Here is a 14,837-nt window from a genome sequence, read left to right as displayed (position 1 = left end):
GTTGCTCCATTCTAGTCCCCGGTAAAGGGGGCTTTGCGTGGATGCCATCAACACGACGATCGAGCTGAGCGACACCGAGCGGCGCGACCGGCTGCGCCTGATCCGGTCCGACAATGTCGGCCCGCGCACCTTCCGCTCGCTGCTCGACCATTTCGGCACCGCGCGCGTAGCGCTCGACCGGCTGCCCGATCTGGCACGCCGCGGCGGCGCGGCCGGAGCCGGCCGGATCTGCACGGTCGGCGAAGCCGAGGCCGAACTCGAAGCCTGCAAACGGCAAGGTGTCGAACTGCGGGCGCCGGACGAGGACGGCTATCCGCCCCGCCTCGCCACCTGCGAGGATGCGCCTCCGCTGCTCGCGGTGCGTGGCGCCCGCGAGACGTTGATGCGCCCGATGATCGCTATCGTCGGCTCGCGCAACGCTTCCGCCGCCGGGCTGAAATTCGCCGGCCAGATCGCCCATGAACTCGGCCAGGCCGGCTTCATCGTCATCTCCGGCCTCGCCCGCGGCATCGATCAGGCTGCGCATCGCGCGAGCCTCGGCAGCGGCACGGTCGCGGTGCTCGCCGGCGGCCATGACCGGATCTATCCGCCGGAGCACGTCGACCTGCTCGGCGCCATCATCAGTGGCAGCGGCGCCGCAATCTCCGAGATGCCGCTCGGACACGAGCCCCGCGCCCGCGACTTTCCCCGCCGCAACCGGCTGATATCCGGCGCCTCGCTCGGCGTCGTCGTCGTCGAGGCCGCGCATCGATCGGGCTCGCTGATCACGGCGCGCATGGCCGGCGAACAGGGCCGCGAGGTCTTCGCCGTCCCGGGCTCGCCGCTCGATCCCCGCTGCGCAGGCACCAACGATCTCATCAAGCAGGGCGCCGCGCTCGTCACCGAAGCCGCAGACATCATCCAGGCCGTCGGCCCGATCATGGAGCGGCCGCTGCCCTTTTCGCTGCGCGAGCCAGAGGAGGAGTTGTTCGCCCCCGATCCCGAAAGCCACGACCGCGCGCAGATCACAGCTCTGCTCGGCCCGACCCCGGTGTCGATCGACGACCTGATCCGGATCAGCGGCCTGTCACCCGCCGTCCTGCGCATGGTGCTGCTCGAGCTCGAGCTGGCCGGCCGCCTGGAGCGCCACGGCGGCGGGATGGTGTCGCTGACCTGACTCTCAGTCAGCATCCCTGCGCGCGTCGAAGCGCGCGCGTGCCTGCTCGATCAGCTCCTGGTGCTGGATGGCCCACTGTCCGAGCGCCTGCACCGGCTGCGACAGCCCGCGGCCGAGATCGGTCAGCTCATAATCCACCCGCGGCGGGATGGTCGGAAACACCGTCCGCGTCACCAGCCCGTCGCGCTCGAGGCCGCGCAGGGTCAGGGTCAGCATCCGCTGGGAGATGCCGCCGACGAGCCGCTTCAACTCATTGAAGCGCTTCGGCCCGTCCTGAAGCATCATGATGACGAACACGCTCCATTTGTCGCCGACACGCGCCAGGATCGAGGCCACGCCCCGACAATCATTATGATTTGGCTGCGTCGGAAGGTCGGGATCATCGCTGTCAGCAGGGGTCATGGCTGTGCCCGGGTTTCAAAAATGTGCGTTCTTGTGGGGTTACAGCATAGTCACTCATAGTGCGCCAGTTACAAACCAATACCGAGGTAACTGACCAATGACCCTCCTCCTCCACATCGACTCCAGCGTGCTCGGCCCCAACTCCGTCAGCCGTCAGGTGTCCGCCGCGATCGTCGCACGGCTCCGCCAGATCACGCCGGGGCTGGAGGTGACTTACCGAGATGTCGCAGCCGAGCCGCTGTCGCATCTGTCCGGAACGCATGTCGCCGTCGCATACGGTGCGCCCGTTGAGGATCCCGCAGTGAAAGCTGATGTCGCGGCCGGACAGGCCGTGCTGGAGGAGTTCCTGGCCGCCGATATCGTCGTGATCGGCGCCCCTATGTACAACTTCTCCATCCCGAGCCAGCTCAAGGCCTGGGTCGACCGCATCGCTGTCAGGGGCAAGACTTTCACCTATGGCCCGAACGGCCCGCAAGGCCTGGCCGGTGGCAAGCGTATTATCGTGGCGGTCTCGCGCGGCGGCCATTACGGCGCGGACACGCCGATGGCGGCATTTGAACACCTGGAGACCTATTTGCGCAGCGTCTTCAGCTTCATCGGCGTCACGGATCTCGAATTCGTTGCGGCCGACGGTGTCCAGATCGGCCCGGAGCATCGCGAGCAGGCGCTGGCGAAGGCGATTCAGACGGCCGGCGGTCTCGCCGCTTGAGTCCCGCGGTGGCTGCCGCCGGCAGCCACCGCTTTCAATCCCGGGGGCAGGTCTCAAACCGCCACCGACCCGGCCGGTTAGCCCCGAAAGATCGGCGCTCCGGCCGGCGAGCTCGTGGCACCGCCATCGCCGAAGGGCCGCGGCCTGTTTCCGATCCTGGTCGCACTGCGGCAGTGGAGCGAGGAATTCGACGAGCACCCCGACGAGATCGCCGCCGCGCTCGTCGACCGCGCGAACCGCAGGCCGGTTCGCAAGCGCTGCTGACTGCGGTGGACGGCCGGGTGCTGGCGCCGGAGAAACCACCCTCGCCCCGCGGCGGTGAGCGCGGGCGGCCGTCAGCAGAGCCTGCGGCGGCTGCGCAGCCTCAGATGCTCCTCGGCCTCAAGGTTCGCCATGCGCAGGAGGTAATCGAGCATGTCGAGACGATGGCGCTGCGCCAGATGCGACAGGCTGGCCGTCACCTCGGCGATCAGCGCCGCCGCGGCGTCGGGATCCTCCACCATCGCCTCGACGTCCGGGTCGCTTTTGTCCGCTGCCTTGGCCAACAACCGTCACCCAGCATAAGGAATTTGACGAAAAACAACCTCAAGAGAGCGCGGTTCTCATCGTGCTCCGTACAACCTGATAGGTACTTCGCCGGTCCAACGCAATCGCCTTTCAACATCCCTCGATTTGACAGGAACCCCCTCACCACCCATGTTCGGGTCAACGCAGCCGGCGCGAATCCCGCGAAGCCAGCTTCAATCCTTCCACTAAGCCATTGGAAATACATGAATATCGTCATCGTGGAGTCGCCTGCCAAGGCCAAGACGATCAACAAGTATCTGGGCTCCTCCTACGAGGTTCTGGCCTCTTTCGGTCATGTCCGCGACCTTCCGGCCAAGAACGGTTCCGTCGATCCGGACGAGAATTTCCGCATGATCTGGGAGGTCGATCCCAAGGCGGCGGGCCGACTCAACGACATCGCCAAATCGCTGAAGGGCGCTGACCGGCTGATTCTCGCCACCGACCCTGATCGCGAGGGCGAAGCGATTTCCTGGCATGTGCTGGAGGTGTTGAAAGAGAAGCGCGCGCTCAAGGATCAGAAGATCGAGCGCGTCGTCTTCAACGCCATCACCAAGCAGGCCGTCTCGGAGGCGATGAAGCATCCGCGGCAGATCGACGGTGCGCTGGTCGACGCCTACATGGCGCGCCGCGCACTCGATTACCTCGTGGGCTTCACTCTCTCTCCCGTGCTGTGGCGCAAGCTGCCGGGCGCCCGCTCGGCCGGACGCGTGCAGTCGGTCGCGCTGCGCCTCGTCTGCGATCGCGAACTGGAGATCGAGAAGTTCGTGCCGCGCGAATACTGGTCGCTGATCGCAACCTTGGCGACGCCGCGCGGCGACACCTTCGAGGCGCGTCTCGTCGGCGCCGATGGCAAGAAGATCCAGCGGCTCGACATCGGCACCGGCGCGGAGGCCGAGGATTTCAAGACCGCGCTCAACGCGGCGAGCTACACGGTCGCGACCGTCGACGCCAAGCCGGCGCGCCGCAACCCGCAGGCGCCCTTCACGACGTCGACCCTGCAGCAGGAAGCGAGCCGCAAGCTCGGCTTCGCGCCGGCGCACACGATGCGCATCGCGCAGCGTCTCTATGAAGGCATCGACATCGGCGGCGAGACCACCGGTCTCATCACCTATATGCGAACCGACGGCGTGCAGATCGACGGCTCGGCGATCACCCAGGCCCGCAAGGTGATCGGCGAGATCTACGGCAACAAATATGTGCCGGAGAGCCCGCGCCAGTACCAGGCCAAGGCCAAGAACGCCCAGGAAGCGCACGAAGCGATCCGCCCGACCGACCTGTCGCGCAAGCCGGCCGAGCTACGCAAGCGGCTCGATGACGACCAGGCCAAGCTCTACGAGCTGATCTGGACCCGCACCATCGCGAGCCAGATGGAATCCGCCGAGCTGGAGCGCACCACCGTCGACATCATCGCCAAGGCCGGCGCCCGCACCCTGGAGCTGCGCGCCACCGGCCAGGTCATCAAGTTCGACGGCTTCCTCGCGCTGTATCAGGAAGGCCGCGACGACGAGGAGGACGAGGACGGCCGCCGCCTGCCGCAGATGAGCCCGAACGAGCCGCTGAAGCGGCAGAATCTCGCCGTCACCCAGCATTTCACCGAGCCGCCGCCGCGCTTCTCGGAGGCCTCGCTGGTCAAGCGCATGGAGGAGCTCGGCATCGGCCGGCCCTCGACCTATGCCTCGATCCTGCAGGTGCTGAAGGACCGCGGCTATGTGAAGCTCGAAAAGAAGCGGCTGCACGGCGAGGACAAGGGCCGCGTCGTCATCGCCTTCCTGGAGAACTTCTTCCGCCGCTACGTCGAGTACGATTTCACGGCGGATCTCGAGGAGCAGCTCGACCGCATCTCCAACAACGAGATCGCCTGGCAGCAGGTGCTGAAGGATTTCTGGACCGGCTTCATCGGCGCCGTCGACGACATCAAGGATCTGCGCGTGGCGCAGGTGCTCGACGCGCTCGACGAGATGCTGGGGCCGCACATCTACCCGCCGCGCGACGATGGCGGCGATGTCCGGCAGTGCCCGACCTGCGGCACCGGACGGCTCAACCTCAAGGCCGGCAAGTTCGGCGCCTTCGTCGGCTGCTCGAACTATCCGGAATGCCGCTACACCCGCCCGCTCGCCGCCGACAGCGAGGCCGCGGCCGACCGCGTGCTCGGCCAGGATCCGGACACCGGCCTCGACGTCGTCGTCAAGGCCGGCCGCTTCGGCCCCTACATCCAGCTCGGCGAGCAGAAGGATTACGCCGAGGGCGAGAAGCCGAAGCGCGCCGGCATCCCGAAAGGGACGTCGCCCGCGAGCCTCGAGCTCGACTACGCGCTGAAGCTGCTGTCGCTGCCGCGTGAGGTGGGCATCCATCCGGAGACGGGTCTGCCGATCATCGCCAATCTCGGCCGCTTCGGGCCGTTCGTGAAGCACGACAAGACGTATGCGAGCCTGGAGGCCGGCGACGAGGTGTTCGACATCGGCCTCAACCGCGCCGTCACCCTGATCGCCGAGAAGATCGCCAAGGGCCCGAGCAAGCGGTTCGGCGCCGATCCCGGCAAGGCGCTCGGCGACCATCCCTCGCTCGGCCCTGTCGCCGTCAAGGCCGGCCGCTACGGCGCCTATGTCACCGCCGGCGGCGTCAACGCCACCATTCCCGGCGACAAGGAAAAGGATACGATCACGCTCGCCGAGGCGATCGTCCTGCTCGACGAGCGCGCCGCCAAGGGCGGCGGCAAGAAGGCCAAGGGCAAGGCTGCTGCGAAGCCGGCCAAGGCTGCCAGCAAAGCGGCTGCCAGCAAGGCCAAGCCGAAGACCGGCGGCGACGACGACACGCCGAAGCCGGCGAAAAAGGCCGTGGCGAAGAAGGCGGCCGCCAAACCGAAATCAGACTCCACCAGCAAGGCGCGTGCGCCGGTTGCCAAGGCCGCCAAGACCTCGGCCAAGCCTGCGACCAAGGCGACGCCCAAGAAAAGCGCCGGCAAGGCCCGCGGATGAGAAAATGACCCAAAAGCGCGGCATCGGCTTCCCTTCGCGGGAGGCCATCGTCGCCTTCATCCGCGCCAATCCGGGCAAGGTTGGCACCAAGGACATCGCCCGCGCGTTCGGCCTGAAGAACGCCGATCGCGTCGCGCTCAAGCAGTTGCTGCGCGAACTCGTCGCCGACGGCACGGTGAAGAAGAGCGGCCGCAAGAAAGTCGTCGAGACCGCGTCCCTGCCGGCCACGCTGGTCGCCGACATCACCGGGCGCGACAGCGACGGCGAATTGATCGCCAAGCCGGCCGAGTGGGACGAGGCCGAGCAGTCCGAGCCGCCGCGCATCCGCATCCACACGCCGCGTCATGCCGGGCCGGGCTCGGTGGCCGGCGTCGGTGACCGCGCGCTGCTGCGGGTCGAGGCGATCAAGGATGATGGCGGCGTCTCCTATCGCGGCCGCGTCCTCAAGGTGCTGGATCAGGCGCGGCCGCGCGTGCTCGGCATTTTCCGCAGCAATCCCGGCGGCGGCGGCCGCCTGATTCCGGTCGACAAGAAGCAGGCCGGACGCGAGCTCTCCATCGCCCCCGCCGACACCAAGGACGCCAAGGACGGCGATCTCATCAGCGTCGACCTGCTGCGCGGCCGCGGCTACGGCCTGCCCTCGGGCCGGGTGAAGGAGCGCTACGGCTCGGTCGCGACCGAGAAGGCGATCAGCCTGATCGCCATCCATGCCCACGAGATCCCGATGGACTTCTCGGCCGTAGCCGTCGCTGAGGCCGAAGCCGCGCAGCCCGCGACCTTGAAGGGCCGCGAGGACTGGCGCGAGCTGCCGCTGGTCACGATCGATCCGCCCGATGCCAAGGACCACGACGACGCGGTTCATGCCGAGCCGGATCCCGATCCGAACAATGTCGGCGGCTTCATTGTCCATGTCGCCATCGCCGACGTCGCCTACTATGTGCGGCCGGGATCGGCGCTCGACCGCGACGCGCTGATCCGCGGCAACTCGGTCTACTTCCCCGACCGCGTCGTGCCGATGCTGCCGGAGCGCATCTCCAACAATCTGTGCTCGCTGGTGCCGGGCGAAGCGCGCGGCGCGCTCGCCGTGCGCATGGTGCTCGGGGCCGACGGCCGCAAGCGCTCGCACTCGTTCCACCGCGTGCTGATGCGCTCGGCCGCCAAACTGTCCTACGCACAGGCGCAGGCCGCCATCGATGGCAAGCCGGACGACGTCACCGGTCCCCTGCTCGAGCCGATCCTGAAGCCGCTTTATGCCGCCTATGAGGTCGCCAAGCGCGGCCGGGACGCGCGCGATCCGCTCGACCTCGACATTCCCGAGCGCAAGATCCTGCTCAAGAAAGACGGCACGGTCGACCGCGTCGTCGTGCCGGAGCGCCTCGACGCCCACAGACTGATCGAGGAGTTCATGATCTCGGCCAACGTCGCCGCGGCCGAACTGCTGGAGAAGAAGGCGCTGCCGCTGATCTACCGCGTGCATGACGAGCCGACGGTGGAGAAGATCCATGCGCTGCAGGAATTCCTGAAGACGCTCGACGTGCCCTTTGCCAAGAGCGGCGCGCTGAGGCCATCGCTGTTCAACCGCGTGCTGACGCTGGTGGCCGGCCAGGACTACGAGCATCTCGTCAACGAGGTCGTGCTGCGCTCGCAGGCGCAGGCGGAATATTCGACCGACAATTACGGACATTTCGGCCTGAACCTCCGCCGCTACGCGCATTTCACCTCGCCGATCCGCCGCTATGCCGACCTCGTCGTGCACCGCGGCCTGCTGCGCGCGCTGGGCCTCGGTGACGGCGCCCTGCCCGACAGCGAAACGCCGGATCATCTCACCGAGGTCGCGGCGCAGATCTCGGTCACCGAGCGGCGGGCGATGAAGGCCGAGCGCGAGACAGCCGACCGCCTGATCGCCCACCACCTCGCCGACCGCATCGGCGCGACGTTCCAGGGCCGCATTTCCGGCGTCACCCGCGCCGGCCTCTTCATCAAGCTCGACGATACCGGCGCCGACGGCCTGGTTCCGATCCGGACCCTCGGCACGGAATATTTCGACTATGATGAGACGCGGCATGCGCTGATCGGCCAGCGCAGCGGTGCCATGCACCGGCTGGGTGACGTCGTCGACGTGCGTCTGGTAGAAGCTCAGCCGGTGGCCGGCGCGCTGCGCTTCGAACTCTTGACGCAGGCCGACGTGCTTGTCTCGCGCCACGGCCGCCGCGAGCGGCCGAAGGGCAAGGCCGGGATCAAGGCAAGGGCCAAGAGCAAGGCAACGAAGCGCGCCAAGGCCGAGGCGCGGCCGAAGCACAAAGAAAAGAACCGCAAGGAAAGTCAAACGGCAGGGGCAAAACGCAAGCCCGGCACATCGAAGAAAGGCAGATCGTGGACGCCATGACCTCAACGCCCAGCACATTGCCCCCGCAGACGTGGACGCGCGACACCGGCCTCGCCGAGAAGCGCGACGTCTGGACAGCGATGAAGCGCGGCCTGCGCGGCCGCTGCCCGCGCTGCGGCGAGGGCAAGCTGTTCCGCGCCTTCCTGAAGGTCGCGGACAACTGCGACCGCTGCGGCCAGGATTTCTCCGGGCATCGCGCCGACGATCTTCCAGCCTATCTCGTGATCGTCATCGTCGGCCACATCATCGTGCCGCTGGTGCTCTCGATCGAGACCAACTACGCGCCGCCGGTGGCGCTGCAGCTCGCGATCTATCTGCCGGTGACCTTGGTCGCCGCGCTCGCCTTGATTCAGCCGGTCAAGGGCGCCGTCGTCGGGCTGCAATGGGCGTTCCGCATGCACGGCTTCGACGACAATCCGGTGGAAGGCATTCCGCCGGTCTGAGCGACCAGACAATCAACGAATAAGAAAAAGCGGGGAGGACATGAGCGAGACGGCACAGGCCACGGGCGCAGCGGCGGGCAAGCCGGCCGAGAAGGAAGCCGACCATCATCCCTACACCAAGCCGAAGGATGCTGCGACGTTGATCCTGGTGGATCGCAGCGGCACGGTGCCGAAGGTGCTGGTCGGCAAGCGCCACGACAAGGTCGTGTTCATGCCCGGCAAGTTCGTCTTCCCGGGCGGCCGCGTCGACAAGTCAGATCATCGCATCCCCGTCGCAGCGCCGATGCCGGCCGAGCTCGAAGCCAATCTGTTCAAGGGCAAGCCGCAGACGACGGCCTCGCGCGCGAAGTCGCTCGCCGTCGCCGCGATCCGCGAGGCCTGTGAGGAAACCGGTCTCTGTCTCGGACGCAAGGTCGGCGGCTCCGCGCCGAAACTGGACGGGCCATGGGCGCCGTTCGCTGACGCCGGCCTGCTGCCCGACCCCTCCGGCCTGTTCCTGATCGCCCGCGCCATCACCCCGCCCGGCCGCATCAAGCGCTTCGACACGCGCTTCTTCACCGCCGATGCCTCCGCCATCACCCATCGCGTCGACGGCGTGATCCACGCCGATGCGGAGCTGGTCGAGCTGGTCTGGGTCGAGCTCGGCTCCAAGCCGCTCGCCGATCTGCACCCGATGACCAAGAACGTGCTCCACGAGCTCGACCGCCGCCTCGCCACCGGCCCGCTGCGCCACGACGCCCCGGTGCCGTTCTTCCATTTCTACGGCGGCAAGATGCAGAAGGACGTGCTGGGCGGGTGATCGCACTGCTCACGGCGCCCCGCCGCGGCGATGCTCAGTCGTGAACGATGGCGGTGACCTCGATTTCGACCCGTGCCCTCTCAGGCGTGAGGCCCGCGACCTTCACCAGCGTGCTCGCGGGCCGCACTGCCCCGAAGGCCTCGCTATGCGCGCGGGCCACCGCGTCGGTGTCCGCCATGTCGGTCACGTAGACCACCGTCCGCACCACGTGCCGGAGATCCGCCCCGGCCTGCTGCAAGGCGCCGGCGATGATGGCCATCACGCTCGTTGCCTGGCCGAAGGCATCGCTGTCCAGATCGATACCGCGCGCAGTCGTTCCCGAGACGAAGACCTGGTTGCCGACCCTCACCGCCCGCGCATAGCCGTAGGTCTCCTCGAATGGATAGCCCGAGGAGATGTTGAGCCTCTCTGACAAGCCAGTGCTCCTTGCAAGCCGCGAAGATGCCGAAAGACGTGCTGGGCGGCAAAGCCGATGGGTCGTAGAGTAGGCCACACGTATCGTGGAGCCAATCCATGAAGCAGTCTCTCGGGCGTCTATTCGCGTCGGTCGCGCTGATCGCGCTGGCCTCGCCACCGGCCCATGCCGAGCTCGACGTCGCAGCCTTGACATCGACGATCGCGGCCTCGCTCGAGCGCGACGACCCGGCGCTCGACATGCTCTACAAGGACCTGCACGCCCATCCGGAGCTCGCCTTCCAGGAGGTCAAGACGGCGGCGAAGCTTGCGGAGGAGATGCGCAGCGTCGGCTTCGAGGTCACCGAGAAGGTCGGCAAGACCGGACTCGTCGCGCTCTATCGCAATGGCGAGGGCCCGACCATCATGGTGCGCACCGAGCTCGATGCGCTGCCGATGGAGGAGAAGACCGGCCTGCCCTATGCGAGCCGCGACACGGCCAATTGGAACGGGCGCGTGACCTTCGTCGCGCATAGTTGCGGCCACGACGTGCACATGGTGAGCTGGGTCGGCACGGCCAGGACGCTCATAGGCCTCAAGGACAAGTGGAAGGGCACGCTGATGTTCGTCGGCCAGCCCGCCGAGGAGGAGGTCGCGGGCGCGAAGGCGATGCTGGCCGACGGCCTGTTCACCCGCTTTCCGAAACCCGATGTCGGCTTTGCGCTGCATAGCGGCGGCTTCGCACATGGTGATGTAACGTATCGGGTCGGCGTCGGTTCATCGAGCATGGATGGCCTGTCGATCCGCTTCTATGGCCGCGGTGTCCATGACTCGGCGCCGCATACCACCATCAAGCCAATCATGATGGCGGCACGCTTCCTTGTCGATCTGCAGAGCGTGATCCGCCGCGAGAAGGACCCAACCGAGCCCGGCGTCCTCGTCGGAGTTATCCAAGGCGGCACCGCCAGCGAGATCATCCCGGACGACGCGGTCATGCCCGTGACCATCAGGAGCTTCAGGCCGGAGGCCCGCGCCAAGATGCTGGGAGAGATCGAGCGAACCGCCATGGCTGTGGCGGCCATGGCCGGCGCTCCGCGGCCCGGTATCGAGTTGGAGCAACGGACGGATGCCGTGATCAACGACGACGCGCTCGTCGCGGCGGCCGAGCCGGTGCTGAAGGCGGCGTTCGGCGACAGGTTGACGAGATCGCCGCCGAGCACCGCAAGTGACGACTATGCGGAGTACGTCAAGGCCGGCGTGCCATCGATGGTCTTCAACATCGGCGTTTATGATCCAGAGCGCGTCGCGGCTGCACGTCATGGTGGTCCGCGGCTGCCGCCGAACCGCTCGCAGCTGTTCGCGCCGGTGCCCAAGCCGACCATCGAGACCGGCGTCACCGCGATGACGCTCGCCGTGCTGTCGGCGTTCGATGCACGCGCACGGAGGCATTAGTTGTCCGGCCACGAATGACTCGCCATGAGACGGGCAGCCCTACGCCACCAAAAAGTGTCGTCCCGGCGAACGCCGGGACCCATACCGCGGAATCTGTCGTGGGCCCCGGTGGTCGAGACTGTGCTCACATGGCGTAGTTCACGGAGTATGGGTCCCGGCTCAAGGCCGGGACGACACCATTTGCTGCGTAACCTGTATTGCCTCACGACAGAATGAGCGTGCTGCGCACGACCGCAAAAACGAAATCGTGTTCTGCCGTGGGTTGCTGACGCGGATCGGGCGAGTTCCTATCTGCTCAAGAGATCAACCATCCACGGACACCCCATGGCTCCCCGTCAACTCAAGCTCGGCGCCTTCATGCGTCCGGTCTCCATCCACACCGGCGCGTGGCGCTATCCCGGCGCCTGGCCGGACGCCAATTTCAACTTCGCGCATCTCAAGCGGCTCATCCGGAAATTGGAGGCCGGCAAGTTCGACGCCTTCTTCATGGCCGATCATCTGGCCGTGCTGAACATGCCGATCAATGCGCTCAAGCGCAGCCACACCGTGACGTCGTTCGAACCGTCCACGCTGCTCTCGGCGCTGTCGGCGGTGACCGAGAATATCGGCCTGATCGCGACCGGATCGACCACCTTCGACGAGCCCTATCACCTCGCCCGCCGCTTCGCTTCGCTCGACCACATCTCCGGCGGCCGCGCCGGCTGGAACATCGTCACCACGTCGAATCCAGATGCCGCGCTGAATTTCGGGCTCGACGACCACATGGAGCATGCCGAGCGCTACAAGCGCGCCCGCGAGTTCTACGACGTCGTCACCGGATTGTGGGATTCGTTTGCCGACGATGCCTTCGTGCGCGACGTCGAGAGCGGGCTGTTCTTCGATCCCGACAAGATGCACGTGCTCGACCACAAGGGCAAATATCTGAAAGTCCGCGGCCCGCTCAACATCGCCCGCCCCGTGCAGGGCTGGCCGGTGATCGTACAGGCCGGCGCCTCGGAGGATGGCAAGCAGCTCGCGGCGGAGACCGCGGAGGCCGTGTTCACAGGCGGCGGCAGCCTCGCCGATGGGCAGAAGCTCTATGCCGACATCAAGGGCCGCATGGACAAGATCGGCCGTGATCCTGAGCATCTGAAGATCCTGCCCGGCGCCTTCGTGGTGGTCGGCGACAGCGTCGACGAGGCGAAGGAGAAGCGCGCGCTGCTCGACAGCATGGTGCATTACGACAGCGCCATCGCCTCGCTCTCGGTCATCCTCGGCACCGACGCTTCCGGCTTCGATCCCGACGGTCCGCTGCCTGATATCCCCGAGACCAACGCCTCCAAGAGCGGCCGCCAGCGCCTGGTCGATGTCGCCGCACGCGACAAGCTCACGGTGCGGCAACTGGCGCAGCGGGTCGGCGGCTACGGCGGTCTGTCCTTCGTCGGCACCGCCACGACGATCGCCGACCAGATGCAGGAGTGGCTGGAAAGCCGTGGGTCGGACGGTTTCAACATCATGTTCCCGTTCCTCCCCGCAGGGCTCGACGACGTCGTCGACAAGGTGATTCCCGAGCTGCAGCGCCGCGGGATCTTCCGGACGGAGTATGAGGGGCCGACCCTGCGGGACAATCTCGGCCTGCCCCGACCGAAAAACCGCTTCTTCGCGGCCTAGGGACCCCAGAATCTGGCCCTCAAACCTTGACTTTGGGGGCTGGCTGGGTAGGTTGCCCGCCAACGGCGCCCCCTCTTTGGCCGGTGCCCACCCCCGATCCCGATTCCAGAGGTTCAAGACATGGCCAAAGCGGTCACCATCAAGGTCAAGCTCGTGTCGACCGCCGACACCGGCTTCTATTACGTTGCCAAGAAGAACTCGCGCACCATGACCGACAAGATGGTCAAGAAGAAGTATGACCCGGTCGCGCGCAAGCACGTCGAATTCCGCGAAGCCAAGATCAAGTAAGATCGCGGTCTGCTGCGACTTCAACGGGGCCGTTTCGGCCCCGTTTTTTATTGCGCGCGATGCTGCCACTCCCGGGGCACGGGCCGTCCCCCATCTGATCGGTCCATTGGCTGCGGCTGAATCTGGTTCCCGACTTAAGGAGCCATCAACCAAACCCATGCGATTTGGGGTAGCGGCGCACCCCCCGTAGCGTCTCCCTCCTTATCTTACCGGCAGACCAGTGATGACCGATCCTCAGACTTTGCAGTCCCGTCTCGATTTCATCGGCATCGACAATGCGACCCGAGAGGCGCTGCGGGAGCTGCGGCCGCTGATCGGCAAGGTGCTGCCCGGCCTGCTGGAGCAGTTCTACGCCCATGTCGGCAAGGTCCCGCATCTCGCCAAGATGTTCTCCAGCCAGGCCGCGATGCGGCACGCCTCGAAGGCCCAGCTCGACCATTGGATGTCGCTGGCGACCGCGAAGTTCGACGATGCCTATGTGAAGTCCGTGACGAGGATCGGCCAGGCCCACAACCGGATGGGGCTGGAGCCGCGCTGGTACATCGCCGGCTATTCGCTGATCGTGACCGGGCTGCAGAAGGCGATCGAGACGGAGATCGCGGACGGCTGGTTCGGCGGCCAGGCGGCCCGCGAGAAGAAGGCCGCGCTGCAGGCTGCGATCACCAAGGCGGCAATGATCGACATGGATCTCGCCATCTCGGTCTATCTCGATGCGGCCAAGACCGAGCAGCACGTCGCCATGCAACGCATGGCCGACGAGTTCGAAGCCACCGTCGGCCAGATCATCAACAAGGTCCATGCGGACGCGCGCACGCTCGAGGTCTCGGCCAACACGCTGAGCAAGACCGCCGAGCAGACCCAGCACCTGTCGGCCAGCGCGGCCTCGGCCTCGGGCCAGGTCTCGACCAACGTGCAGTCGGTCGCCTCGGCCGCCGAGGAGATGACCTCCTCGGTCCATGAGATCGGGCGGCAGGTCAGGGAATCGACCACCATTGCCAAGGAGGCCGTTCGCCAGATCGAGCAGACCGATGTCGGCATCAGCGAGCTGTCGCGCACCGCCGAGCGCATCGGCGACGTGCTCAAGCTGATCACCTCGATCGCCGCCCAGACCAACCTGCTTGCGCTGAACGCGACCATCGAGGCGGCGCGCGCCGGCGATGCCGGCCGCGGTTTCGCGGTGGTGGCCTCCGAGGTCAAGGCGCTGGCGTCGCAGACCGCCAAGGCCACCGAGGAAATCGGCCAGCAGATCGAAGGCATTCAGAGCGCGACGCAGTCCTCGGTCGCATCGATCAAGCAGATCGGCGGCACCATCCAGCAGATCTCGGAGATCGCCGCCGGCATCGCCGCCGCCGTCGAGCAGCAAGGCGCCGCGACGGGGCAGATCTCTCGCAACGTGCAGGAGGTCGCCGGCGGCACCGCGCGCGTCGTCGGCAACATCGGCGACGTCAGCAAGGGCGCCAGCGCCACCGGCACCGCCTCCGCGCAGGTGCTGTCATCCGCGCACTCGCTGTCGCGCGAGAGCGATCACCTCAAGGATGAGCTGGAGAAATTCTTGCGCAGGGTCCGTGCGGCCTGACTACAAAGAAGGGCGGATCGGCGTTGGCCGTCCGCCCTGCG

General features: G+C 66.7%; 14 protein-coding genes. 11 read left to right on the top strand and 3 right to left on the bottom strand.

The window, feature by feature from the left end; genetic code table 11:
• Positions 1–37 precede the first annotated feature (37 nt).
• Positions 38–1,156: a DNA-processing protein DprA gene (gene dprA, locus QW887_RS19960; RefSeq protein ID WP_316194861.1), complete on the top strand. Its 1,119-nt coding sequence runs from the start codon at positions 38–40 to the stop codon at positions 1,154–1,156.
• A gap of 3 nt (positions 1,157–1,159) precedes the next feature.
• Here the strand turns inward: dprA and QW887_RS19955 are convergent, their stop codons facing one another.
• Positions 1,160–1,558, bottom strand: coding sequence for a helix-turn-helix domain-containing protein (locus QW887_RS19955; protein ID WP_316194860.1), 399 nt, complete (start codon positions 1,556–1,558; stop codon positions 1,160–1,162).
• A 97-nt stretch (positions 1,559–1,655) separates the two neighbouring features.
• Between QW887_RS19955 and QW887_RS19950 the strand changes: the two genes are divergently transcribed.
• A complete protein-coding gene (locus QW887_RS19950) occupies positions 1,656–2,267 on the top strand; it encodes an FMN-dependent NADH-azoreductase (RefSeq protein WP_316185728.1) in 612 nt (203 codons plus the stop codon).
• Between the two features lie 114 nt (positions 2,268–2,381).
• Entirely contained in the window at positions 2,382–2,531 is a 150-nt protein-coding gene (locus tag QW887_RS19945) for a hypothetical protein (protein WP_410052280.1), read from the top strand.
• Positions 2,532–2,602: 71 nt separating this feature from the next.
• Here QW887_RS19945 and QW887_RS19940 read toward each other — a convergent pair whose 3' ends face one another.
• Complete coding sequence (locus tag QW887_RS19940; RefSeq protein ID WP_315712655.1) at positions 2,603–2,812, bottom strand: hypothetical protein; 210 nt, start codon at positions 2,810–2,812, stop codon at positions 2,603–2,605.
• 225 nt (positions 2,813–3,037) lie between these two features.
• Between QW887_RS19940 and topA the strand changes: the two genes are divergently transcribed.
• From topA to QW887_RS19920, 4 genes are read left to right on the top strand one after another with little or no spacing between them, the layout of a single operon-like run.
• Positions 3,038–5,809, top strand: a complete 2,772-nt coding sequence (gene topA, locus QW887_RS19935; RefSeq protein ID WP_315711346.1) for a type I DNA topoisomerase — start codon at positions 3,038–3,040, stop codon at positions 5,807–5,809.
• 4 nt (positions 5,810–5,813) lie between these two features.
• Positions 5,814–8,195, top strand: a complete 2,382-nt coding sequence (gene rnr / locus QW887_RS19930) for a ribonuclease R (protein ID WP_316194859.1) — start codon at positions 5,814–5,816, stop codon at positions 8,193–8,195.
• Positions 8,192–8,638 carry a DUF983 domain-containing protein gene (locus QW887_RS19925; protein ID WP_315711344.1) on the top strand — a complete coding sequence of 149 codons (447 nt, stop codon included), beginning with the start codon at positions 8,192–8,194 and terminating at the stop codon, positions 8,636–8,638. Before rnr ends, QW887_RS19925 begins: the two co-directional genes overlap by 4 nt.
• Positions 8,639–8,678: 40 nt before the next feature.
• Positions 8,679–9,437, top strand: a complete 759-nt coding sequence (locus tag QW887_RS19920; RefSeq protein WP_315711343.1) for an NUDIX hydrolase — start codon at positions 8,679–8,681, stop codon at positions 9,435–9,437.
• A gap of 34 nt (positions 9,438–9,471) precedes the next feature.
• On the opposite strand, the gene QW887_RS19915 is transcribed toward QW887_RS19920, so the two are convergent.
• Complete coding sequence (locus QW887_RS19915) at positions 9,472–9,852, bottom strand: RidA family protein (RefSeq protein WP_316188505.1); 381 nt, start codon at positions 9,850–9,852, stop codon at positions 9,472–9,474.
• Positions 9,853–9,950: 98 nt separating this feature from the next.
• On the opposite strand from QW887_RS19915, the gene QW887_RS19910 reads away from it, so the two are divergent.
• The 4 genes from QW887_RS19910 to QW887_RS19895 all read left to right on the top strand — a co-directional run bounded on the left by QW887_RS19910 (position 9,951) and on the right by QW887_RS19895 (position 14,796).
• Entirely contained in the window at positions 9,951–11,282 is a 1,332-nt protein-coding gene (locus tag QW887_RS19910) for an amidohydrolase (RefSeq protein ID WP_316194858.1), read from the top strand.
• Between the two features lie 324 nt (positions 11,283–11,606).
• Entirely contained in the window at positions 11,607–12,932 is a 1,326-nt protein-coding gene (locus tag QW887_RS19905) for an LLM class flavin-dependent oxidoreductase (RefSeq protein WP_316194857.1), read from the top strand.
• A gap of 120 nt (positions 12,933–13,052) precedes the next feature.
• Positions 13,053–13,220, top strand: coding sequence for a 50S ribosomal protein L33 (gene rpmG / locus QW887_RS19900; RefSeq protein WP_015666342.1), 168 nt, complete (start codon positions 13,053–13,055; stop codon positions 13,218–13,220).
• A gap of 223 nt (positions 13,221–13,443) precedes the next feature.
• Positions 13,444–14,796, top strand: coding sequence for a globin-coupled sensor protein (locus QW887_RS19895; RefSeq protein WP_316194856.1), 1,353 nt, complete (start codon positions 13,444–13,446; stop codon positions 14,794–14,796).
• The last annotated feature ends 41 nt before the right edge of the window (positions 14,797–14,837 follow it).

It is taken from the genome of Bradyrhizobium sp. SZCCHNRI3052 (assembly GCF_032484895.1).
Classification (GTDB): Bacteria; Pseudomonadota; Alphaproteobacteria; order Rhizobiales; family Xanthobacteraceae; genus Bradyrhizobium.
This window is presented reverse-complemented; position numbering and strand designations above follow the sequence as displayed.

Bases quoted from the DNA above. Each gene is read 5' to 3' on its own strand.
- QW887_RS19955 (WP_316194860.1), bottom strand. From the start codon at position 1,558: ATGACCCCTGCTGACAGCGATGATCCCGACCTTCCGACGCAGCCAAAT.
- QW887_RS19950 (WP_316185728.1), top strand. From the start codon at position 1,656: ATGACCCTCCTCCTCCACATCGACTCCAGCGTGCTCGGCCCCAACTCC.
- topA (WP_315711346.1), top strand. From the start codon at position 3,038: ATGAATATCGTCATCGTGGAGTCGCCTGCCAAGGCCAAGACGATCAAC.
- rnr (WP_316194859.1), top strand. From the start codon at position 5,814: ATGACCCAAAAGCGCGGCATCGGCTTCCCTTCGCGGGAGGCCATCGTC.
- QW887_RS19925 (WP_315711344.1), top strand. From the start codon at position 8,192: ATGACCTCAACGCCCAGCACATTGCCCCCGCAGACGTGGACGCGCGAC.
- QW887_RS19920 (WP_315711343.1), top strand. From the start codon at position 8,679: ATGAGCGAGACGGCACAGGCCACGGGCGCAGCGGCGGGCAAGCCGGCC.
- QW887_RS19910 (WP_316194858.1), top strand. From the start codon at position 9,951: ATGAAGCAGTCTCTCGGGCGTCTATTCGCGTCGGTCGCGCTGATCGCG.
- QW887_RS19905 (WP_316194857.1), top strand. From the start codon at position 11,607: ATGGCTCCCCGTCAACTCAAGCTCGGCGCCTTCATGCGTCCGGTCTCC.
- rpmG (WP_015666342.1), top strand. From the start codon at position 13,053: ATGGCCAAAGCGGTCACCATCAAGGTCAAGCTCGTGTCGACCGCCGAC.
- QW887_RS19895 (WP_316194856.1), top strand. From the start codon at position 13,444: ATGACCGATCCTCAGACTTTGCAGTCCCGTCTCGATTTCATCGGCATC.